At 36.8% G+C, this 20,590-nt stretch carries 20 protein-coding genes and 4 tRNA genes; 21 read left to right on the forward strand and 3 right to left on the reverse strand.

The window, feature by feature from the left end:
• Positions 1–284: 284 nt before the first annotated feature.
• From tpiA to M2R48_RS01565, 21 genes are all read left to right on the forward strand, one after another.
• On the forward strand, positions 285–1,079 hold the full coding sequence (gene tpiA, locus M2R48_RS01465; protein WP_262084867.1) for a triose-phosphate isomerase: 795 nt from the start codon (positions 285–287) through the stop codon (positions 1,077–1,079).
• Positions 1,080–1,088: 9 nt separating this feature from the next.
• A complete protein-coding gene (gene secG / locus M2R48_RS01470; protein WP_034613616.1) occupies positions 1,089–1,430 on the forward strand; it encodes a preprotein translocase subunit SecG in 342 nt (113 codons plus the stop codon).
• A gap of 53 nt (positions 1,431–1,483) precedes the next feature.
• Positions 1,484–1,568, forward strand: a tRNA-Leu gene (locus tag M2R48_RS01475).
• Between the two features lie 45 nt (positions 1,569–1,613).
• Positions 1,614–1,690 (forward strand) — tRNA-Met (locus M2R48_RS01480).
• Between the two features lie 76 nt (positions 1,691–1,766).
• Positions 1,767–1,843 (forward strand) — tRNA-Met (locus M2R48_RS01485).
• Between the two features lie 100 nt (positions 1,844–1,943).
• A tRNA-Met gene (locus M2R48_RS01490) sits at positions 1,944–2,020 on the forward strand.
• A gap of 202 nt (positions 2,021–2,222) precedes the next feature.
• The gene (rimP, locus tag M2R48_RS01495) at positions 2,223–2,747 is read left to right on the forward strand and encodes a ribosome maturation factor RimP (protein WP_004818614.1); all 525 of its coding nucleotides are present in this window, start codon (positions 2,223–2,225) and stop codon (positions 2,745–2,747) included.
• 34 nt (positions 2,748–2,781) lie between these two features.
• Complete coding sequence (gene nusA / locus M2R48_RS01500; RefSeq protein WP_004718337.1) at positions 2,782–4,266, forward strand: transcription termination factor NusA; 1,485 nt, start codon at positions 2,782–2,784, stop codon at positions 4,264–4,266.
• A 10-nt stretch (positions 4,267–4,276) separates the two neighbouring features.
• A complete protein-coding gene (infB, locus tag M2R48_RS01505) occupies positions 4,277–6,985 on the forward strand; it encodes a translation initiation factor IF-2 (protein WP_004718332.1) in 2,709 nt (902 codons plus the stop codon).
• Positions 6,985–7,380 carry a ribosome-binding factor A gene (locus M2R48_RS01510; RefSeq protein ID WP_004718330.1) on the forward strand — a complete coding sequence of 132 codons (396 nt, stop codon included), beginning with the start codon at positions 6,985–6,987 and terminating at the stop codon, positions 7,378–7,380. The genes infB and M2R48_RS01510 overlap by 1 nt, the downstream gene beginning before the upstream one ends.
• Before the next feature lie 106 nt (positions 7,381–7,486).
• A complete protein-coding gene (locus M2R48_RS01515; RefSeq protein WP_262084868.1) occupies positions 7,487–8,311 on the forward strand; it encodes a tetratricopeptide repeat protein in 825 nt (274 codons plus the stop codon).
• Positions 8,312–8,411: 100 nt separating this feature from the next.
• On the forward strand, positions 8,412–9,002 hold the full coding sequence (locus tag M2R48_RS01520; protein WP_004718326.1) for a LemA family protein: 591 nt from the start codon (positions 8,412–8,414) through the stop codon (positions 9,000–9,002).
• Positions 9,003–9,083: 81 nt separating this feature from the next.
• Positions 9,084–10,202, forward strand: a complete 1,119-nt coding sequence (locus tag M2R48_RS01525) for a TPM domain-containing protein (protein WP_262084869.1) — start codon at positions 9,084–9,086, stop codon at positions 10,200–10,202.
• Positions 10,196–10,762 (forward strand): TPM domain-containing protein, encoded by a 567-nt coding sequence (locus M2R48_RS01530; protein ID WP_262084870.1) that lies wholly within the window; start codon positions 10,196–10,198, stop codon positions 10,760–10,762. The genes M2R48_RS01525 and M2R48_RS01530 overlap by 7 nt, the downstream gene beginning before the upstream one ends.
• Positions 10,763–10,963: 201 nt before the next feature.
• Positions 10,964–11,449 carry a pilin gene (locus tag M2R48_RS01535; RefSeq protein ID WP_262084871.1) on the forward strand — a complete coding sequence of 162 codons (486 nt, stop codon included), beginning with the start codon at positions 10,964–10,966 and terminating at the stop codon, positions 11,447–11,449.
• A 144-nt stretch (positions 11,450–11,593) separates the two neighbouring features.
• The gene (locus tag M2R48_RS01540) at positions 11,594–13,249 is read left to right on the forward strand and encodes a phosphoethanolamine transferase (RefSeq protein WP_262084872.1); all 1,656 of its coding nucleotides are present in this window, start codon (positions 11,594–11,596) and stop codon (positions 13,247–13,249) included.
• The gene (locus M2R48_RS01545) at positions 13,246–13,860 is read left to right on the forward strand and encodes a fused MFS/spermidine synthase (protein ID WP_262084873.1); all 615 of its coding nucleotides are present in this window, start codon (positions 13,246–13,248) and stop codon (positions 13,858–13,860) included. The genes M2R48_RS01540 and M2R48_RS01545 overlap by 4 nt, the downstream gene beginning before the upstream one ends.
• Positions 13,850–15,358, forward strand: coding sequence for a spermidine synthase (locus tag M2R48_RS01550; RefSeq protein ID WP_262084874.1), 1,509 nt, complete (start codon positions 13,850–13,852; stop codon positions 15,356–15,358). Before M2R48_RS01545 ends, M2R48_RS01550 begins: the two co-directional genes overlap by 11 nt.
• 187 nt (positions 15,359–15,545) lie before the next feature.
• Positions 15,546–15,974 (forward strand): pilin, encoded by a 429-nt coding sequence (locus M2R48_RS01555; RefSeq protein WP_262084875.1) that lies wholly within the window; start codon positions 15,546–15,548, stop codon positions 15,972–15,974.
• A gap of 49 nt (positions 15,975–16,023) precedes the next feature.
• A complete protein-coding gene (gene tfpZ, locus M2R48_RS01560; protein WP_262084876.1) occupies positions 16,024–16,761 on the forward strand; it encodes a TfpX/TfpZ family type IV pilin accessory protein in 738 nt (245 codons plus the stop codon).
• Positions 16,762–16,821: 60 nt separating this feature from the next.
• Entirely contained in the window at positions 16,822–18,471 is a 1,650-nt protein-coding gene (locus M2R48_RS01565; protein WP_262084877.1) for an O-antigen ligase family protein, read from the forward strand.
• Between the two features lie 512 nt (positions 18,472–18,983).
• Here the strand turns inward: M2R48_RS01565 and bfr are convergent.
• The 3 genes from bfr to M2R48_RS01580 all read right to left on the reverse strand — a co-directional run bounded on the left by bfr (position 18,984) and on the right by M2R48_RS01580 (position 20,532).
• Positions 18,984–19,448, reverse strand: a complete 465-nt coding sequence (gene bfr, locus M2R48_RS01570; RefSeq protein ID WP_262084878.1) for a bacterioferritin — start codon at positions 19,446–19,448, stop codon at positions 18,984–18,986.
• 318 nt (positions 19,449–19,766) lie between these two features.
• On the reverse strand, positions 19,767–19,961 hold the full coding sequence (locus tag M2R48_RS01575; protein WP_004718308.1) for a bacterioferritin-associated ferredoxin: 195 nt from the start codon (positions 19,959–19,961) through the stop codon (positions 19,767–19,769).
• A 187-nt stretch (positions 19,962–20,148) separates the two neighbouring features.
• Entirely contained in the window at positions 20,149–20,532 is a 384-nt protein-coding gene (locus tag M2R48_RS01580; protein ID WP_004718306.1) for a RidA family protein, read from the reverse strand.
• Positions 20,533–20,590 lie beyond the last annotated feature (58 nt).

Here is a 20,590-nt window from a genome sequence, read left to right on the forward strand (position 1 = left end):
CCCCGCTGCGCCTTGCGCTGCAAACAAAGCAGTGCTTTGTTCTTGCTCAGGGTTGTGGCTAAAATTATCTCAGCCTACGTTATGAAACTCGAAAATAGTCTCGCTATTCTCTTCGTTTCATGCCTTGCCTGCTCAATTTTAACCTACAACGCAAGCCATTTATGAAATGTCTACAGCCCCTAAAGTATAACTTTAAATGAGATGACTGAATTGATAAAGAAAAAATACTTTAAAAATATAAATTCCGTGTAGAATGTGCACATTTTCGATAAAAGGTTAGATGTATGTCGGGTTCGACTATTACTCCTTGGGTTGTCGGCAATTGGAAAATGAACCCAATGCAAGCGAATTCGCAACAGCTCATTCAAGATTTAAATCAGTATTTACAACAATCACCGATTACAGAACAACAATGTCATATTGGTGTTGCGCCTATTTCTATTGCATTACTGTCTGTGCAAAAATTATTTAAAGATGCACATTCACCAGTCAAAGTTGTCGCACAAGATCTTTCTCAAATGGCAGGCACAGGCGCTTATACCGGCGAAGTGAGTGCAGAACTACTCAAAGACAGTCAGATTGATTATGTGTTGATTGGGCACTCAGAACGTCGAGAAATTTTTGGCGATGATGTTGCAAAAATTAAAGCGAAATTATCAAATGCTTTAAATGCTGGGCTTCAAGTGATTTATTGTGTAGGTGAAAGCTTAGAACAACGTGAAGCAGGGCAGGCAGAGCAAGTGGTCTTACAACAAATTTGTGATCTCGCAGCAGTTGTAAAAGCAGAGCAATGGCACAATATTGTGATTGCCTATGAGCCAATTTGGGCAATTGGAACAGGTAAAACAGCCTCTCCACAAGATGCTCAGGCAATGCATGCAAAAATTCGCGAAGGTTTAACTCAAATTACGGCCCAAGCTCAACATACAGCGATTTTGTATGGCGGTAGTGTCAAACCTGAAAATGCAGTAGAGTTAGCTGCTTGTCCAGATATCAACGGTGCGCTGGTTGGTGGTGCATCACTTAATGCTGAGTCATTTTATAAAATTGCTCAAGCATTTGCTAAAACAGAAGAATAGGAGTTCAGCATGCATACATTTGTGCTGGTTGTACATATCATCTTGGCCGTTTTGATGATCGGGCTTATCCTCGTTCAACATGGTAAGGGTGCAGATGCAGGTGCATCATTTGGTGGCGGTGGTGCTGCAACAGTATTTGGTGCTTCAGGTTCTGCAAGCTTTTTAACTCGTTTAACTGCGATTCTCACGGCTTTGTTTTTTATCACCAGTTTAAGTTTGGCGGTGTTTGCTAAAAAACAAACTTCGGATGCGTATGGTTTAAAATCTGTACAGACCAGCTCTCAAACGGCACCAGCTGCACCAGCCAATACGGGTGAAACTTCACCAACTGCACCAAAAACTGGCGAATAATGCCATTTAGTTCTTTCTTTTTCTGAATGATGCGACTAGAATGCGTCACAGCTGCGGTGGTGGTGGAATTGGTAGACACGCTACCTTGAGGTGGTAGTGCTTTCGGGCGTGGGGGTTCAAGTCCCCCCTTCCGCACCAACAATGAACCAGATTGTTGGTGTTAGCAGCTGAAAAAAACATTGATGCGGGATGGAGCAGTCTGGTAGCTCGTCGGGCTCATAACCCGAAGGTCGTTGGTTCAAATCCAGCTCCCGCTACCAATTTAATTAAGATGCAACTTAATTAAAGGTCATTTAAGTTGAAAAATTTAGCTGATGTGTGAATTTGCAGTGTTGTTGCGGGATGGAGCAGTCTGGTAGCTCGTCGGGCTCATAACCCGAAGGTCGTTGGTTCAAATCCAGCTCCCGCTACCATTTTGATTAAGGTGCAACTTAATCAAGCAAGAAATTCAATGTATCAGTTAATGATAGATTGAAAAAAATAAATTTCTTGTGTATAATTTTGCAACGCTGATGCGGGATGGAGCAGTCTGGTAGCTCGTCGGGCTCATAACCCGAAGGTCGTTGGTTCAAATCCAGCTCCCGCTACCAAGTTTCTAAAAGGGCTCACAGATAGGTGGGTCTTTTTTGCATAGTGAACTTCGGTTTACTGTGCGATAATAGGGGCGATTACGCCCTTTTTTATTGGCTATCGTGTAGTGTGGACATCAATTGGTCAAAAAGACATGCTTCACTATAGTAAGTTTGAATTAGTCCGATGAGCGATTGAATCGCACAAATATGACGAGAGTAAATGAAGCTATCAAATAAAACTCAAGCACTTCAAGATTTAATCACTCCTGCAGTGCAAGCTTGTGATGTAGAACTTTGGGGAATCGAATTTATTCCTCAAGGTAAGCGTTCTTTATTGCGTATTTATATCGACAAAGACGTTGTGGAAAATGCTGAACCAACAATCAATGAAGATGGTGAAGCAGAATTGGGTCGTGGTATTGGCGTACAAGATTGTGTACGTGTGACTCAGCAAGTCGGTGCAATATTAGATGTACATGATCCAATTTCAGGTGAATATGCTTTAGAAGTATCATCACCAGGTTGGGATCGGCCATTCTTCCAGTTGGCACAGTTAGAAAAATACATCGGACAACAAGTTGCATTGCGTTTGATTGCTGCAGTTGAAAATCGCCGTAAATTCCAAGCAAAATTAATTGCTGTAGATTTAGAAAATGAATTCATTCAAGTCGAAGTTGAAAACCAGCAAGTACTTGAGATCGATAGCAACAATATAGACAAAGCGAATTTGATCTTTCAGGATTAATCCAGAAATAGAAATCTGAATAAATAGGTGACTTATGGCTCGTGAAATTCTCACCGTCGTTGAAACGGTTAGTAATGAGAAAGGTGTAAGTCGTGAAGCAATTTTTGAAGCGCTTGAACAGGCTTTAGTTGCAGCGACGAAAAAGAAATTCTACGAAGGAACGAATTCGGAAGAAGCTCAGTTACGTGTAGAAATTGACCGTAAAACAGGTGATTACAGCACTTTCCGTCAATGGGAAGTTGTTGCTGATGAAGATCATGAAATGCCAGCATGTCAAGATGCGATTTCTGATGTTGATCCTGCTCAATGGTCAATTGGTGATATCCGTGAGTTAGAAGTACCATCAATTGATTTTGGTCGTATTGCAGCGCAGATTGCTAAACAAGTCATTGTGCAAAAAATTCGCGAAGCTGAACGTGCTTTAGTGGCGGATGCTTATGAAGCTAAAGTCGGTGAATTGATCTATGGTGAAGTGAAAAAACAAACCAAAGATGGCTTCATCATTGACTTGGGTGATAATGCAGAAGCGTATTTAGCGCGTGAAGAAATGATTCCTAAAGAAATTCTTCGCCCTAAACAGCGTATGAATGCAATTCTTTATAATGTGAACCGTGAAGGTCGTGGTGCGCAACTCTTGTTGTCACGTGCTAAACCTGAAATGCTGATTGCATTAATGAAAAAAGAAATTCCTGAAATTTCTGAAGAAATCATTGAAATTAAAGCAGCAGCGCGTCAACCGGGTGTACGTGCAAAAATTGCAGTTAAAACCAACGATCATCGTATTGACCCAGTCGGTGCATGTATTGGTATGCGTGGTACACGTATCCAAGCGGTACAGTCTGAGTTAAATGGTGAACGTATCGATGTTGTGGTGTGGTCTGATGATCCTGCTCAATATATCGCTAGTGCTTTAGAGCCTGCGGATGTATCTGGGATTGTGATTGATGAAGATGCACGTACAGCAGACATTATTTTTGCAACCAGCGATCAACTTGCGCGAGCAATTGGTTCACAAGGTCAAAACGTCCGTTTAGCATCAGAGCTTACGGGCTATAAATTAGATATGATGCTTGAAGATGAGTACCGTGCTCGTCAACAAAATGAAGCTCAACAGTATTTAGACATGTTTGTAACACGTCTTGATATTGAAGAAGATCTTGCAATGGCTTTAGTAGAAATGGGCTTTACCTCACTTGAGGAAATCGCTTATGTACCTGCGGAAACTTTCGATGAAATCGAATTAGATGCAGATACAGTTGAATTGCTACAAAGTCGTGCAAAAGAAGCAGCTTTAGCTGATGCGTTAAAGCAACAAGAAGATATTCAGGACCCAAGTCCAGAACTTGTTGCGATGGAAGGAATGACTTCTGAAATTGCGCATGCTTTAGCAGCACGTGGTGTGGTAACAATCGATGACTTAGCTGACCAAGCAACGGATGATATCTCTGATATCGACGGTTTAGGCGCTGAGAAAGCAGGTCAATTGATTATGAAAGCACGTGAATCATGGTTTAACTAGGAGGTAATACATGACGGATAAGTCAATTCAAGAGTTAGCGGTCAGCGTAGGACTTCCTGTTGCAAAGCTCCTTGATCAGGTGCGTGAAGCTGGATTGCCACAAAAACAGGCTGAAGATAAAATTTCTACTGAACAGCAAGATGTTCTCGTGAACCATTTGAAAAAAGCGCATGGTCAAGATACGGGACAAGCAGGACAAATCACGTTGAAACGTAAAACGACAAGTACAGCTAAAGTTGCGAGTACTTCAGGTAAAGCGAAGACAATTAACGTAGAAGTTCGTAAGAAACATACGTTTACTAAGCCAGACCCTGAACAAATCAAAGCAGAAGCTTTGGCGAAAGCTCAAGCAAATGCTCAAGTGACATCAACTCAAAAAGTACAGCAAAATACTGTAGTGAGTGGAGTTGAAAAAACTGAAAGTTCAGCGAAAGCGAATTTAGAAAAAATGCGTGCTGCTGCAAAACAGCAAACTGCTGCGAAAGAAACACCAAAAGCAGCTGTTGTTGTAAAGCGTAAATCGACCAATAAGCCGATTACCAAAGCAACCGTAAAAACCATTGAAACCCCTGAGCAGAAACGTGCCCGTGAAGCTCAAGCAGCACAACTGAAAGCGACTGAAGAAGCAGCTCGTCGTAAGTCAGCAGAAGAAGCTCAACAACGTACCCTTGAGCAAATGCGTCAAATGGCGTCTAAGTATTCTTCTGATGAAACAACGACAACGATTCGTGTCGTTGATGATTCACCGTTGGCTGCTGGTTTGGTTGGTCAAGCATATGAAGATTCATTTGCAAAAGAAGACCGTGAAATCAAACGTGGTACCAATACTGCAAATACACGTTCTCCTAAAAAAGGTGGTCGTCGTGGTCAGGAAGAGCAATCTTTCAGCCATAACCCGCATAAACGTGGTTTAAAAACCAGTCAAGCCAATAAACATGGTTTTGAAAAACCAGTCAAAAAGCAAGTTTATGACGTTGAAATTGGTGAAACCATTGTTGTTGCAGATCTTGCAGCAAAAATGGCAGTTAAAGTTCGTGAAGTGATTAAATCACTCATGAAAATGGGTGAGCTTGTTACTCAGAACCAAGCCATTGAGCAAGAAATTGCAGCATTGATTGTTGAAGAAATGGGTCACAACCCAGTACGTGTATCTGATACACAAGCTGAAGATAACTTACTTGAAGCAGCAGAAGAAGCGCGTGGTGCACAAACAACACGTGCGCCAGTTGTAACGATCATGGGTCACGTTGACCATGGTAAGACATCGTTACTTGATCGTATTCGTCGTGCCAAAGTTGCACAAGGCGAAGCGGGCGGGATTACACAGCATATTGGTGCTTATCACGTTAAAACGGATAAAGGAATTATTACTTTCCTTGATACGCCTGGACATGCTGCATTTACTGCAATGCGTTCACGTGGTGCTAAAGCGACTGATATCGTGGTACTTGTTGTTGCAGCGGATGATGGTGTAATGCCACAAACTGCGGAAGCAATTGACCATGCGCGTGCTGCAGGTACTCCAATTATTGTTGCAATCAATAAAATGGATAAAGAATCAGCTGATCCAGATCGCGTATTGAATGAATTGACAACCAAAGAAATCGTGCCTGAACAATGGGGTGGTGATGTACCAGTTGCAATGGTTTCAGCACATTCTGGTCAAGGTATCGACGAACTTCTAGATTTGATTTCAATTCAAGCTGAAATGTTAGAGTTGAAAGCGTCTGAAGAAGGTGCTGCTCAAGGTGTTGTTATTGAAGCACGTGTAGACAATAGCCGTGGTGCGGTAACGTCTATTCTTGTTCAAAACGGTACACTGAAAGTAGGTGACTTGGTTCTTGCGGGTGCATCTTACGGTCGTGTTCGTGCGATGACCGATGAGAATGGTCAACGTATTCAATCTGCAGGTCCTTCAATTCCAGTTGAAATTTTAGGTCTTCCAGAAGCGCCAATGGCGGGTGATGAAGTTCTTGTTGTTAATGACGAGAAAAAAGCACGTGAAGTTGCCGATGCGCGTATGGATCGTGAGCGTCAAAAACGTCTTGAACGTCAAAGCGCAATGCGTCTTGAGAACATTATGGCATCAATGGGCAAAAAAGATGTGCCAATTGTAAATGTTGTTCTTAAAACTGATGTACGTGGTACCTTGGAAGCGTTACATGTTGCACTTGCTGATCTTGCAACTGACGAAGTTAAAGTACGTGTCATTGGTTCAGGCGTGGGTGCAATCACTGAGTCTGATGTGACGCTTGCTGAATCTTCAGAAGCGGTACTTCTTGGCTTTAACGTGCGTGCAGACAATACCGCACGTCAAAAAGCAGATGCAGATGGTATCGACATTCGTTACTACTCAATCATCTATCAACTTATTGATGATGTGAAAGCAGCAATGAGCGGAAAACTTGCTCCTGAACACCGTGAAACAATTCTGGGTGTTGCAGAAGTTCGTGAAGTATTCCACTCAAGTAAGTTTGGTGCTGCTGCGGGTTGTATGGTACTCGAAGGTGTATTACATCGTAATAAACCAATCCGTGTACTACGTGATGATGTTGTGGTATTCCAAGGCGAGCTTGAATCTCTTCGTCGCTATAAAGAAGTGGTTGAAGAAGTTCGCGCTGGTATGGAATGTGGTCTTGCAGTAAAAGGTTATAAAGACATCAAAGCACTTGATAAAATCGAAGTGTATGATGTTCAGTTGATTAAACGGAGTCTTTAATGGCGGGTAGTCAACGTCTTAAGCGTATGGCAGATACAGTGCAACGTGAGTTGTCAGAACTGATTCGCCAAGAGCTGAAAGATCCACGCTTAGGTGGTCTGGTGACCATCTCTGCAGTGAAAGTTAGTCCAGATCTAGGTTATGCGGAAGTTTACGTTACCGTGATGGGGCGTGAACTTGGCGATGAGCAAAGTGAAGCGGCAAATAAAGAAACGTTAGATGTTTTAAATAAAGCATCTGGTTTTTTACGCCACGAATTAGGTCGTCGTATTAAAACTCGTGTAACTCCGCGTTTGCGCTTTCATTATGATAAAACCAATGCCTATGGTAACTATATGTTTGGTCTAATCGCAGAAGCTGTGAAAGATTTACCTGAGCAAAAAGATGAAGAATAAAAGTAATTGAAATAAGAAGCCACCTTAGGGTGGCTTTTTTATGCATTTAAAATATGCTTAAATCCTTAGTTAAAATTTTTTAAATAATCAAAATGAGAATAACAAGATGAAGCTAAAACTTTATATCCCTGTGATTGGGCTGTCCGTGATCTCTGTTACAGCCCATGCCTGTATCAATACTTATGCTTTTGAGTTGGGTTATGGCGGATTAGATCAAAAAACTGCTCAAAAGCAACTGGCGCAAGGTCATTTACCTAAAACTAAATCTGTTGAGGATTTAAATGATTATGGTGTTTTGCTGATTTATGCACATCAATACGATCAAGCGATTCAAATATTTAAACACATTGAAAAATCCCATCCAAATCTTGCTAAAACCGCTGCGAACTTAGGGACAGCATATGAACTGGCTGGGCAGTCTGAAAAAGCAAAATATTGGATTGAACAGGGTATGCAACGTGATCCAAATCTTCATCAGGGCAGTGAATGGATTCATGTTAAAATTTTAGATGCGAAAATCCAACAACAAAAAGATTCTACATGGATTCAACATCACGATGTTTTAGGGTTGGATTTTGGTCAAGCAGCCGAACCAAAGGCAAAGGTTAAAACTGTACAATTTCAAAAACAACATTATGATTTAAATAGAATCTTATTTGATAGCCAAATTCAAATGGATCAACGGTTAAGGTTTGTAGATCGTGATCCAATCACTGCGCAAATTATATTTAATATGGCCAATATTGAAATGCTGAATTATAACTTGGCGGATAAAACAGTAGATTTGCTTTATCGGCGCGCTCAAGATATCGGCTATCTCAACCCGAAATTAATTGAGACACGTTTAGATTATTTTCAACATTCTAAATGGTTTCGCTTTAAGGCATTTTTTGTCAATATCTATCAAACATTTAAAAATTTAATTGTATGATCATTGGCTAGGTAGCAGAAATTAAACAAAACTTTGCCTTAAACTGTATAGAATGCAGAGATATCAACAAATACAAATAAATATCTCTGAGGAATTGGCAATGAATTCAATGAAAAAAGGTTTAGTTGCACTTACATTGGCAAGTACTTTGGCTTTTTCAGGTTGTGGCTATAACACTTTGCAAGCCAAAGATGAGTCAGTAAATGCGGCATGGTCAGAAGTTGAAAACCAATATCAACGTCGAGCAGATTTAGTGCCTAACCTGGTCAATGTCGTCAAAGGTTATGCAACGCATGAAGAAAAAGTTTTAACTGAAGTGACTGAGGCGCGTGCCAATGTTGCAGGTTTAAAAGTAGATAAAGAAGTATTGAACGATCCTGAATTGTTTAAAAAATACCAAGAAGCACAATCACAAATGACGGGTGCATTATCTCGTCTTTTAGCAGTGACAGAAAATTATCCAGATTTAAAAGCCAATGAACAATTCCGTGATCTACAGGTTCAACTAGAAGGTACGGAAAACCGTATCAGTACTGCACGTACACGTTATGTAGAATCTGTCCAAGATTACAACACTTATGTACGTCAATTCCCTCAAGCAATGACTGCTAAAGTGATTGGTATGAAAGCCAAACCAAACTTTAGTGCAGAAGCGGGTGCATCTAAAGCGCCAACAGTTAATTTTAATTAATGATGTGATTTCATTTCACTGTCTTTAAAGCATGCTGAAAAGATAGGCTAAGAATATTCATTATTAAATAAAAGGTGACCTATGATTGAATGGCGAGAAAAATCAGTAATGAAAAACATGAGTACAATATTATTTGTATTTCTAGGACTGATGCTTTCTGTTCAATCAAGTGTCTGGGCTGAAACTGCGACAGCCACAGATGAGCAAGAGGCACAAGATGCGATTGTTTTGGGCAAAGTGGTACCCAATGCCAATTTACCCAATGTGATTGGTTCAAAACCATTAGATACTCAAAAACAAACGCCAACTACACAACAAGCCCCTCAAAGTCCCGTACAAAACGTACCCCCAGTCGCCAATGATATGGCAGAGGGTGAAACTACTCGAAATATTCCCACACTGAATCAGCCTGTCGTTGATCAAGCTAAAGTTTTATCTGCAGCTGAAAAGCAAAATTTAGAACAACAAATTCGTGATATATATCGCCAAGGCAAGGCGCAAATTGGCATTATTATTGTCCCAACCACGGGGCAAGAAGATATTTTTGATTTCGCAATGCGTGTTGCTGAGCAATGGAAGTTAGGTTCAGCAAAACAAGACAATGGTTTATTGATTGCAGTCGCAGTTAATGATCAAAAAATCCATATTGCAACAGGCTATGGTTTAGAAGGTGTACTTCCTGACATTATGGTCAGTCGAATTATACGCAATCAAATTACACCCGATTTTAAACAAGGGCAATATGCTCAGGGCTTACAGGCAGGTGTCAATGAGATTGAGCGTATTTTAAATCTTGACCCTGAAATTGCCAAACAAGCCGCAGATGAGCTAAAAGCGCGGCAAACCCAAGCACTGCAAGAACAAGAGGCCAAGGATCGAACCTTAACCACTGCAATGGTGATTTTGGTGATAGGTATCTTTGCATCATTTATTGTCGGTAATCGTTTAAGTGCAGCAGTTGCGGGTGTGACAGCGACCGCTGCAGGTCTTATTTATGGCTCAGGGATTGTGATGAGTCTGGTTTTGGGTTTTGGTATATTCTTCTTGTTGATTACATCATTGGCACAACTCATTTTCCAAATGTTTCTATCTGGTGGTGGGCGTGGTGGAAGTAGTGGAGGGGGCGGTTTCGGTGGTGGAGGGGGCTATAGTGGTGGCGGTGGTGGTTTCGGCGGTGGAGGAGCATCAGGCTCATGGTAACAAAAACAGATACAACAGCAATTGTAACTGAACCGAAGTTACAAGAACAGGTACAACCCAGCTTAAAACGTTGGTTAAAACACGTTTTATATATGCCTGCGTCGAAACGCTATTTTTCAAAGCAAGATCAACACGCCATTGCAAAAACTGTAAAGCAAGCTGAAGAAGGTCATGTCGGCGAAATACAAGTGGTGATTGAGGGACATATTCCAAGTCATCAGGCGTATCACCAAAATACTCGTCTTAGAGCACAACAATTATTTGCTGAATTGGGCGTGTGGGATACCGAATATAATAGCGGTGTTTTGCTGTATTTAAACTTATGTGAAAAAACAGTCGAAATTGTGATAGATCGTGGTATTTATCAAGCAACAACGCAACAAATATGGCAACAGATTTGCGATGTGATGATTTCAGAGTTAAAAAACAAAAATTATCGAACTGCGGTCACTAATGGTGTCTTAGAGATTGGTCAAATTTTAAATTTATTTTATGGTAACCAATATGCTCAGGTTGCCAATGTTAATGAGTTAACAAATAATCCAATCATTGTGAATTAGTCTGGTTTCTGGTGACAATAAATGTCACTTTTTTACGTATAATTACGTAAAAATATAAGCGGCAAAAAAAAACTTGTAAAGCGTTACATTCTCTCTAAAATCAAAGAGTCTCGATTGGTTGTTGATTTTTTCCACAAAAAAAACAGCCACATAAATTGCTCTATAAAGCTATAAAAATTTTTAAAACATTGGAGAAATGTTATGAATGCTCAAAAAGGTTTTACCCTGATTGAATTAATGATCGTTGTTGCGATTATCGGTATTCTTGCTGCGATTGCGATTCCACAGTATCAAAACTATATTGCTCGTTCACAAGTTGCACGTGTAATGAGTGAAGCTGGTGCAATCAAAACAGCTGTAGATAATTGTTTATTAAATGGTAAAACGACACTTGGAGCCGCTGCAACTGAATGTCAATTAGATGCAACAGGTTCTAATCTTTTAACTGGTGATAAACAAGACGGTTCAACAGCTGTTGCTACTGGTACTGGCGTGCCACAAGTAACCATTACTCCAGCAACTGGTGCTGCAATAATTCTTGCTACATTTGGTAACTCTGCAGCTGCTGACGTAAAAAAAGCAGGTTCGAATACATTGACATGGACTCGTGCAGTAGATGGTACATGGGCTTGTTCTACAACTACGGAAGCGAAATATCGCCCAGCTGGTTGTCAAGCTTCTTCTTAATTCATATAGATAGATTAAGCTGAGTAAAATTTTAAGAAAACCACAATGCACATGTATTGTGGTTTTTCTTTATCCTTTACTTGGGTATAGTTCAAAAAAGAGATTGGTTTTCAAAAATCTAAAATATAATTGCTGTAATTGAAAATGATTTTACTTATAATATTATTGCCAAATATTTTTCTTTATTTAAAAGATGGTGATTTAAGTTCACTTCTACTTAGCTTTTTTATTGTAATATACTTTTACTCTATTATTAAAACCACAAAATACTCTTTTATTTTTACTCTACTGTTGTTGTTACTTCCTTTTTATTTATTTTATATATTTTTTTATGGCAATTTTCCATCAGAACAAGTTTGGAGTATAATTTATGAAACAAACTATCGAGAAGCTGAAAGCTTTTTAGGTGATCATTTTATATTTTATATTTTATTATATACGTTTTGGTTTTTTCTTAGTATTTTTTTTACATGGATGGATTATAAAAAACCATTAATTTGGAGTAGTAGAAGTAGATATGTAGTTTTAATAATTGGAACAATATATTTTTTAGTAATGTATTTTTTGAATGAAAACATTGCTAATAAAATTGATGGGAATTTTGAAAAAGATCAAAATGGTTTTTTAGTGAGCGAGAGTAATCAATTTATTAATCAGGTTAAAAATACTTATCCAATAGGAATTATACCTATACTGAAAAATTGGTATAGTGAACAAGAAAAAATTAATCAAGCTTTTCAAAAAAATATAAAATTTAAGTTTCATGCTGTAAATGACAATGAAAATAAGAAAATTATTGTACTGGTTATCGGTGAAACAAGTAGAGCTAATAATTGGAAAATGAATGGTTATTCTCGAAATACAACACCCCTTTTAAGTAGGCAATCGAATCTTGTAAATTTTTCTAATTTTTTATCTATTTCTGCAGAAACTCGCACTTCAATACCAATGATCCTTACAAGGAAGCCAGCAGAACAAGTTTATCAATTTATTTTTCCAGAAAAATCAATTATTTCAGCATTTAAAGAAGCAGGGTTTTTAACCTACTGGATTTCTACACAACAAAAATTTGGTGCATTTGATACGAGTACATCTGTATATGCCAAAGAAGCAGATCATATGCTTTTCTTAAATAAAACAAGTTATACAAATAAAGGAGAGACTGATGAAGTAATACTTCCAGAACTAAAAAAAGCATTAGAATCTAGGGGGGATAAAAAATTCATTGTTATTCATACATTAGGAAGCCATTATAACTATAGTCATCGCTATACTAAAGACTTTGATGTTTTTAGACCATCATTGAATGATATTGATCATTATAGTTTACAAGATAAAAAAAATAAAACTCAATTAATAAATAGTTATGATAACTCAATTTTGTATACAGATTATGTCGTAAATCAGATTATCGAAACTCTTAAATTTAAAAAAAATACTGAATCTTTTTTGTTTTACTCATCAGATCATGGAGAGGATTTATTTGACAATGATTGTGATAAAAGTGGTCATGGCAATAAAACTACTTACAATTATGAAATCGCTGCATTTGCATGGTATTCTGATTTATATAATCAAAAAAACCCTGAGAAGTTAAGTTGGCTAAATAGAAATAAACAACGTAAAATTAACCAAACATCCATTTTCCCAACATTAATAGATGCCGCAAATATAAAAATACTTAATGATTCATTGGGTAAAAGCATATTAAAAGATTTCAAAGACTATCCGCGATTAGTTAGCGGTGGGGTTGATTTTGATAAAATACAGCCTATAGGCATATGCAAGGAAATTCAATGAATCAAACACATCAGAAAATGCTTTCTAATATTGCTGGTATTTTTTTTATTTCTGGATTTAGTGCCCTGATTTATCAAGTTTGTTGGCAACGCTTATTATTCACAGGCTTTGGAGTTGATTTAACCTCAATCACAGTGATTGTTTCTGTATTTATGGCAGGTTTAGGTATAGGTGCTTTTTTTGGTGGTCGAATTGCAGATAAATTTCCGCAAAAAATGCTTATTATTTTCTGCTTAATTGAATTTGGCATCGGTTTTTTTGGACTATTTAGCTATGGATTCATACAAACTTTACAAGACATACTCATCAATGCCAATTTAGTAGTTACAGCACTAGGAAGCTTTGTACTTCTTTTATTTCCGACATTTTTAATGGGGGCGACTTTACCACTACTTACAAGTTTCTTTAATCAATATATTAAAAATATTGGTGATTCTATAGGAAGGTTATATTTTTATAATACATTGGGCGCAGCATTTGGAGCTTTAGTAGCAGGTTTTATATTATTTAATTATCTTACAATTTCGGAAGCTATTTACATTGCAGTGGCATTAAATTTGGCAATTTCACTTCTAGTATTTATGGTATATGGTAAAAAAAATGAAGAATAATTATCTTATTTATTTAGTTTCTTTTTTTAGCGGTTTTTTAAGCCTTTCACTAGAAATTATATGGATGCGTATTATTTCATTTGCAGGCATGTCTGTCCCGCAAGCATTTTCATATACTTTGGCTTTATTTTTAGTGGGTATTGCAATAGGGGCAAGTATTGGAAAAAAAATATGTAGAAAAAATAAAAAAATTGATTCAGTCACTATTGGTTATGTATTTTTTATTGCTTCAATAGTAGATATTTGTTTAATAATAATGGCATTTCTAGTAGCTAAAACTTCCATTTTTATATTGATTTCAGGTTTTTTTATCATAATTTGTGCAACAACTCGAGGAGTTATATTTCCTTTAGTACATCATCTTGGTACTCAAGATAAAAAAACTGGATCACAAATATCAAATGTATATTTTTCTAATGTTTTTGGTAGTGCTTTAGCTCCATTACTCATTAGTTTTATTGCTTTGGATTATATTAATACGCAGCAAGTATATTTACTTATTTGTTTTATAAGCTTAATAGTTTCAATGATATGTTTAAATTCAAAAAAAATAAAAATATCTGTTTTTGTTGTCTGTTTCCTATTATTTTTTACGATGATGCTACCTGAACGTATATTTTATGAGTTATCAAGAAACAGCTATCAAGTAGATAAATATCCTGTACAGATCATAGAAAATAAACATGGATTTATTCAAATATATAAAGATAAAGTTGATAAAATTGTTTTTGGTGCAAATGTATATGATGGAAAATTAAATACAAATATATTTCATAATTCAAATGGCATTGATCGAGCCTATCTATTACCTATACTTAAACCTGACGCTGAAAATATTTTAGTTATTGGTTTGAGTACAGGTTCATGGGTGAAAGTTCTTAGCATGATGCCAAATATTAAAAAAATTACTGTTATCGAAATTAACCCTGCATATCTTGAACTTATTAAATCTGACCCAATCGTATCTGACATATTAAAAGACAAGAGAATTGAAATTATTTTTGACGATGGAAGAAAATGGGTTAAAAAGAACAATAATAATAAATATGATATTATTCTTATTAATACAACATGGCACTGGCGTGCTTATGCTTCAAACTTACTTAGCAAGGATTTTTTGAGTATTCTGAAAAACGTTATGCATCAAGATAGTATTTTATTTTATAATACGACTCAATCAGCTGATGCTTACTTTACTGCATCGAAGACTTATCCTTATGTTTATAAATATAAGTTTATGCTATTGAGCTCAATGAGGCCGATTAAATTAGAAAAAAAGGATCGTATTCAAGAAAGTTTATGTAAATTGGTTAGGTACTCTAATCAAACTCCTATATTTAGTACTCGTGAAGAATGTTCTATTGCAGCAAATATTATTTTAAGTACACCTCTTATTTCTTATGAAGATATTATTTTTTCTGAATTCTCTAATCATGAACCTGAAATTATTACGGATGATAATATGATTACTGAATATAAGTATGGTAAAGGTCTGTAATTATAAATTTATCTTAAATGCAATAGCTCGCATTTTTCATTTAAGGTTAATGATTAAAAATGGGAGATTACCAAAAAATGCTTACAAGTAAAATTATTGTCACATATTAACAATTTTATTTACATAGGTAAAAAAAAATTTTTTTTAATTGATAAGAAAATATAATAAAAAAAAGTGAGCTTTTATTATGAAGAAAGTTACAGGTTTTACTCTTATTGAATTGACCATTGTTGTGGCAATTATAGGTATTCTGGCAGCAATTGCATTACTGCAATACCAAAGTTTTGTTGTGAAGTCTCAACTTACCAGTGCAGTTGCGGAGTTAAATGGTGCAAGACCACAATATGAGCTAATTATGAATGATGGGTCTGCTTCAAATAGTACTGCTTTTACTGTAGCAAATATGTTTTTTTCAACATCTTCACAATTTTGCACTTATGCTGTTTCAGCCCCTGTAGAAGGTGTAGCGAATCCAGCATTAGAATGTAAATTAACTCAGGTTGCTTCTGTTATAAAAGGCAAGTCTGTATTCTTTAATAGAGATAAAAGTGGAGTTTGGAGCTGTAGCACCTCTGTTGGAATTCCGAATAAATTTAAACCAGTTGATTGTATTTAGGTTTTTAGAATACTAAAATTCAGTTGCATAATTTTGGTCGCATATAAAAATGTCAAAACGTATAACGTTCTTTTTAGGTCATTTAGCCATTTCTATCGCGATTGCGCTACTTTTTATCGCTATCGTATTTTTTGTGTGGTATCCAGCACCGCTTGCCAAAGCAGTGGGTGTGACTCAAATATTTCTAATGCTGATTGCAATTGATGTGATTATTGGGCCATTTTTGACATTGTTTGTCTATAAAGAGGGTAAAAAAACCTTAAAAATGGACTTAACAATCATCATTGTTATCCAAGTTGCAGCACTAAGCTATGGGCTTTTTAATATTGCTCAAGGGCGACCTGCATGGATTGTATATGACAATGCAGGTCGTTTTGATCTGGTTAGAAATAATGAGATCGAAACAGGAAAAATTGAGCAAGCTCAACCAGCGTACCAAAAAGCGAGTTGGTTAAAACCTCAAATTGTTGCATTGGAAAAAGAAAAGACTGTGGCCGCTCAAAATAAAAGATTATTTGACGACTTTAGTCATGGTGTAGAGCCGACAATGCATCCTGAGCGTTATACACAATTGAGTCATGCTAAATTTGATTTACAGCAAAACTCTGAAAAAATTGATGTTTTAGAAAATTATAATTCTAAAGACGATGTGGAAAAGATTCTACATCAATATCCGACAGTAAATGCATGGCTTCCACTAAAAACAACGGCTGTTGATATGGTTGTGCTGATCAATAAAGAAAAAGGTGAGGTTGTTAAAATTGTCGATTTAAGACCTTGGAAATAAATACTTAGATTTTTTAAAACTGAGCTTATAATAGGCTCAGTTTTTCTGTTCACTTTTCCTATGAAAGTCATTCCTTATCTTCTTTCTGCCGTATTGCTTTTACTTGCGTGGCTTTTACCTATTCATAAAATGCCATGGACAACCTTTGGTAGTGAAGCACTTACTTTTCTATCGGCTTTGGTGCTACTCAGTGCTTTTCTAAATAAAGATTTAAAAATTCCAAAACCGCAAGTGCTTATATTGCCTGTATTAGCAATTCCATTGATACAATGGGGCTTTGGCGAGATTTTGTATTTAAGCAATGCATTGCTTTGTACCGCCTATATTGCGATGTTTTGGTTGATGCTAATTGTTGGTTATAACTTGGCAGTAGGTGAAAAGGGACAAAGAGAACAAGTCTTTAAAGTATTTAGCCTTGTGGTTTTTACGGGTGCGATACTTTCAAGTTTTATTGCAATGACCCAGTGGTTAGGCGTAAACGAATATTTTAGACCATTGGTCAATCTGCTAAATGGAAATCGTCCCTATGCAAACTTTGCCCAGCCGAATAATCTGGCGACGTTTATGTGTATGGGGGTATTTGCATGTTTATACTTTTATGAAAAGAAGATACTGCCAAATTACATACTCGGACCCTCAACTTTTATTTTTCTATTGACCATTGCATTGACCCAATCTCGTACAGCTTGGGTGGTGTGTTTGTTTACATTGATTTATTTGACGATCAAGCAATTCGGTCAAACTAAACGCTTTGGTTTTGTAAAATTGCTCGCATGGTGTGGTGTATTTATTGCGTTGATTACATGCTTGCCAGTGTTTAATCAATGGATTGCATCTGTATCAACTCAAGATGTAGCACAAGCAGATTCAGTGGTCGAGCGAGCAACATCAGGTTATCTCCGTTTAGATATGTGGAATCAAGCCCTAGTCGCGATTTCAGAAAAGCCGTGGTTTGGGTACGGTTGGAATCAAACAGGAATGGCGCAAATCGCCGCTTTTGATTTATATCCATCACATGAATGGTATAAAACGGCACATAACGTGATTTTGGATTTACTGATTTGGAATGGTATCCCAGTTGGTGGATTGATTATTGTTTATATGGCATGTTGGTTGTATTGGTTAAATAAAGGCATTAAAGATACGGTTTCAATTGCAGCAGGATTAATGGTCTGTGCCATTTTGATTCATGCTCTATTGGAATATCCAATTCATTATGCATATTTCTTGCTCCCTTTAGGTTTCTTATTGGGGATCATACAAGCTCAGTATCCTCGTTTGCCTACAGTGAACTTAAAGTCTTCGGTTACAGTAAGTATTATTGTGATTGGTTTGGTCTTGGTGGGAGTGATTTATCGAGACTATATTTTATACCGTCAACAAAGTGTATTTGTAAATAAGAAAACAGCATTAAGTGCTTCACAGCAAGCAGTGATGAATCAGGATATTTTGTTGCTAACGCAATTTAAAGAACGTGTATGGTGGATTGGCTTTAATCCATATAGCAAAATGTCGGATCAGCAGTTGCAATATATGGGACGTATGGTGGCGAACTTAGCATCAGCCTATGATATTCAGAAATATGCACAGGTTTTGGCTTTTAATGGTAAAAAAGTTGAAGCTGAACATCAGTTATGGATTCTGAAGACACTACATGGGCAAGAGAAATCATATCAGGATCTATTACCTGTATCTGCTGAAGGGAAATAATATAATCAACCTGTCAAAAAATTCAGACATGCGAGTATAATTTCTCTTAATTAATATTTTTAATTAAATCAATTGTCTGGGGGAATAAATTGTTTGATTGTAAAAATCTTGCAATGCCGCATCTTACATTCAAAGTTTAAATACCTTTGCGTAGGCGATGCCTCACTTTTCAGAGATGACAAGATGACAAAAATCTTCTATTGGGCGAGGGGTACATCCTATACCCCCGCCCAACGGCGACATCCATGTCGCCACACGATAGAACAACTATCTATGATTCAAAAGTACAAAAATGAATTGATACTAACAGTTTATAAAAGTTATTAAAAAACATAATCTTAATTGACGATCAATGACTTGATAGAAATCACTTTTATGAGTAATTAGGTGGTTTGACTGTACTATTTCACAAAAGTGAATTTTGATGACTTTACATTTTTCATCGCTACATTTTGAAATGCAATAAAAAATCCCCCAATCAATTGGGGGATTTTTTTAATGATATTTAAAAATTATAGTTGGATTTGAATATAATTTTCGATACCGACACTTTCACTTAGATCCAATTGGGTGGTTGTCCAATCCCAAAACTCTTCTTCTTTCTCAAGAATTTCTTGAACAAGATCACGAGTCACATAATCTAAGTTGCTTTCAGCGAGTGCAACAGCTGTTTTTAATGCATCAATATTTTCTTTTACTTTACGTACATCACAGTTTAAAACTTCAACTGTATGTTGACCAATGTATAGCTTGCCTAAATGTTGAAGATTCGGTAGACCTTCCAAGAAAAGAATACGTTCAATGATCTTATCCGCGTGCTTCATTTGGCGAATAGATTCTTTGTATTCAGCCGAACCAAGTTTCTCGATTCCCCAATCATTAAACATACGCGAGTGTAAAAAGTATTGGTTAATCGCAGTCAAATGATGATAAAGCACTTGATTGAGCTGATTAATTACGTCTCGATTGCCTTGCATATGGTTAAAACTCCATTCTAATTTTTTACCTTAACGTGAATTTAAACTGAGTCATTGAAATTTAATAATTAAGGTAATTTGATATGGCTCTATATTAATCAACTTTTTGCAGGGTTACGAGTAGTTTATGGAACGGCAAATGAAAATCGCAATCAAAAACAATAGGGATGTCGTTTTGGCTAAAAGAGATTGATTGAAAAAAACGAACCCGCTTTGAGTCGAAGCGGGGGAGGAGAATGATCTGGGGATCATTGAAAAACTTATTTATTGTCGTTATAAATCTGAACTTATTTTTATGTTTGAATTTCTAAATCAAAACTACGCGGCAACAGAAATACGTGCTGCAATCAGCGATAGCTCTTCATTGATAATGCTTTTTGCTTCAGGGGCACAGCGACCACAGCACGTGCCTAAGTCTAATAATTCACGTACTTCACGGTAGCTCTCTGCACCATTTGCCATTGCATCTTTGATATCTTGATCTGTAATACCACGACATAAACAAACGTACATGAAACTCAACCCTAAGGTTAAATGCGATATCTAATATTATTGATAATTGTTATCATTTGTCAATGAAATTCATTTGAAATCTCATTAATCTTTATTGGCTTTTTGAATAAAAAAATACCACCTGATCGGTAGTATTTTATTTTATTTTTTAAATTATTTAAAATCAAACAATTAGTTTGGGCTGCTATTATTGAGGAATAATCACAATACCATCCATTTCAACCAATGCATTTTTAGGTAAAGAGGCAACACCTAATGCTGCACGTGCAGGATAAGGTTGAGCAAAGTATTCACCCATGATCTGGTTGACCAATTGAAAATTGGATAAATCGGTAAGAAAAATATTGAGCTTTGCAATATCTGCTAAAGAACCGCCTGCAGCTTCACAGACTGCTTTTAAATTATCAAAAACACGTCGAATTTGTGCTTCAATGCCTTCAACCAATTCCATGCTATATGGATCTAAGCCAATTTGCCCTGAAAGATATAATGTGTTGTCTACTAAAATGGCTTGTGAATAAGTACCAATTGCAGCAGGGGCATTTTCAGTATGGATCACTTGGCGGGACATTGATTTCTCCTTGATTTCAAATCATTTCATCATAAAGCATGAATGGCATGCAAAGTGC

It is taken from the genome of Acinetobacter sp. I-MWF (genome assembly GCF_025433935.1).
Classification (GTDB): domain Bacteria; phylum Pseudomonadota; class Gammaproteobacteria; order Pseudomonadales; family Moraxellaceae; genus Acinetobacter; species Acinetobacter guillouiae.

Bases quoted from the DNA above. Each gene is read 5' to 3' on its own strand.
- tpiA (WP_262084867.1), top strand. From the start codon at position 285: ATGTCGGGTTCGACTATTACTCCTTGGGTTGTCGGCAATTGGAAAATG.
- secG (WP_034613616.1), top strand. From the start codon at position 1,089: ATGCATACATTTGTGCTGGTTGTACATATCATCTTGGCCGTTTTGATG.
- rimP (WP_004818614.1), top strand. From the start codon at position 2,223: ATGAAGCTATCAAATAAAACTCAAGCACTTCAAGATTTAATCACTCCT.
- nusA (WP_004718337.1), top strand. From the start codon at position 2,782: ATGGCTCGTGAAATTCTCACCGTCGTTGAAACGGTTAGTAATGAGAAA.
- infB (WP_004718332.1), top strand. From the start codon at position 4,277: ATGACGGATAAGTCAATTCAAGAGTTAGCGGTCAGCGTAGGACTTCCT.
- M2R48_RS01510 (WP_004718330.1), top strand. From the start codon at position 6,985: ATGGCGGGTAGTCAACGTCTTAAGCGTATGGCAGATACAGTGCAACGT.
- M2R48_RS01515 (WP_262084868.1), top strand. From the start codon at position 7,487: ATGAAGCTAAAACTTTATATCCCTGTGATTGGGCTGTCCGTGATCTCT.
- M2R48_RS01520 (WP_004718326.1), top strand. From the start codon at position 8,412: ATGAATTCAATGAAAAAAGGTTTAGTTGCACTTACATTGGCAAGTACT.
- M2R48_RS01525 (WP_262084869.1), top strand. From the start codon at position 9,084: ATGATTGAATGGCGAGAAAAATCAGTAATGAAAAACATGAGTACAATA.
- M2R48_RS01530 (WP_262084870.1), top strand. From the start codon at position 10,196: ATGGTAACAAAAACAGATACAACAGCAATTGTAACTGAACCGAAGTTA.
- M2R48_RS01535 (WP_262084871.1), top strand. From the start codon at position 10,964: ATGAATGCTCAAAAAGGTTTTACCCTGATTGAATTAATGATCGTTGTT.
- M2R48_RS01540 (WP_262084872.1), top strand. From the start codon at position 11,594: ATGATTTTACTTATAATATTATTGCCAAATATTTTTCTTTATTTAAAA.
- M2R48_RS01545 (WP_262084873.1), top strand. From the start codon at position 13,246: ATGAATCAAACACATCAGAAAATGCTTTCTAATATTGCTGGTATTTTT.
- M2R48_RS01550 (WP_262084874.1), top strand. From the start codon at position 13,850: ATGAAGAATAATTATCTTATTTATTTAGTTTCTTTTTTTAGCGGTTTT.
- M2R48_RS01555 (WP_262084875.1), top strand. From the start codon at position 15,546: ATGAAGAAAGTTACAGGTTTTACTCTTATTGAATTGACCATTGTTGTG.
- tfpZ (WP_262084876.1), top strand. From the start codon at position 16,024: ATGTCAAAACGTATAACGTTCTTTTTAGGTCATTTAGCCATTTCTATC.
- M2R48_RS01565 (WP_262084877.1), top strand. From the start codon at position 16,822: ATGAAAGTCATTCCTTATCTTCTTTCTGCCGTATTGCTTTTACTTGCG.
- bfr (WP_262084878.1), bottom strand. From the start codon at position 19,448: ATGCAAGGCAATCGAGACGTAATTAATCAGCTCAATCAAGTGCTTTAT.
- M2R48_RS01575 (WP_004718308.1), bottom strand. From the start codon at position 19,961: ATGTACGTTTGTTTATGTCGTGGTATTACAGATCAAGATATCAAAGAT.
- M2R48_RS01580 (WP_004718306.1), bottom strand. From the start codon at position 20,532: ATGTCCCGCCAAGTGATCCATACTGAAAATGCCCCTGCTGCAATTGGT.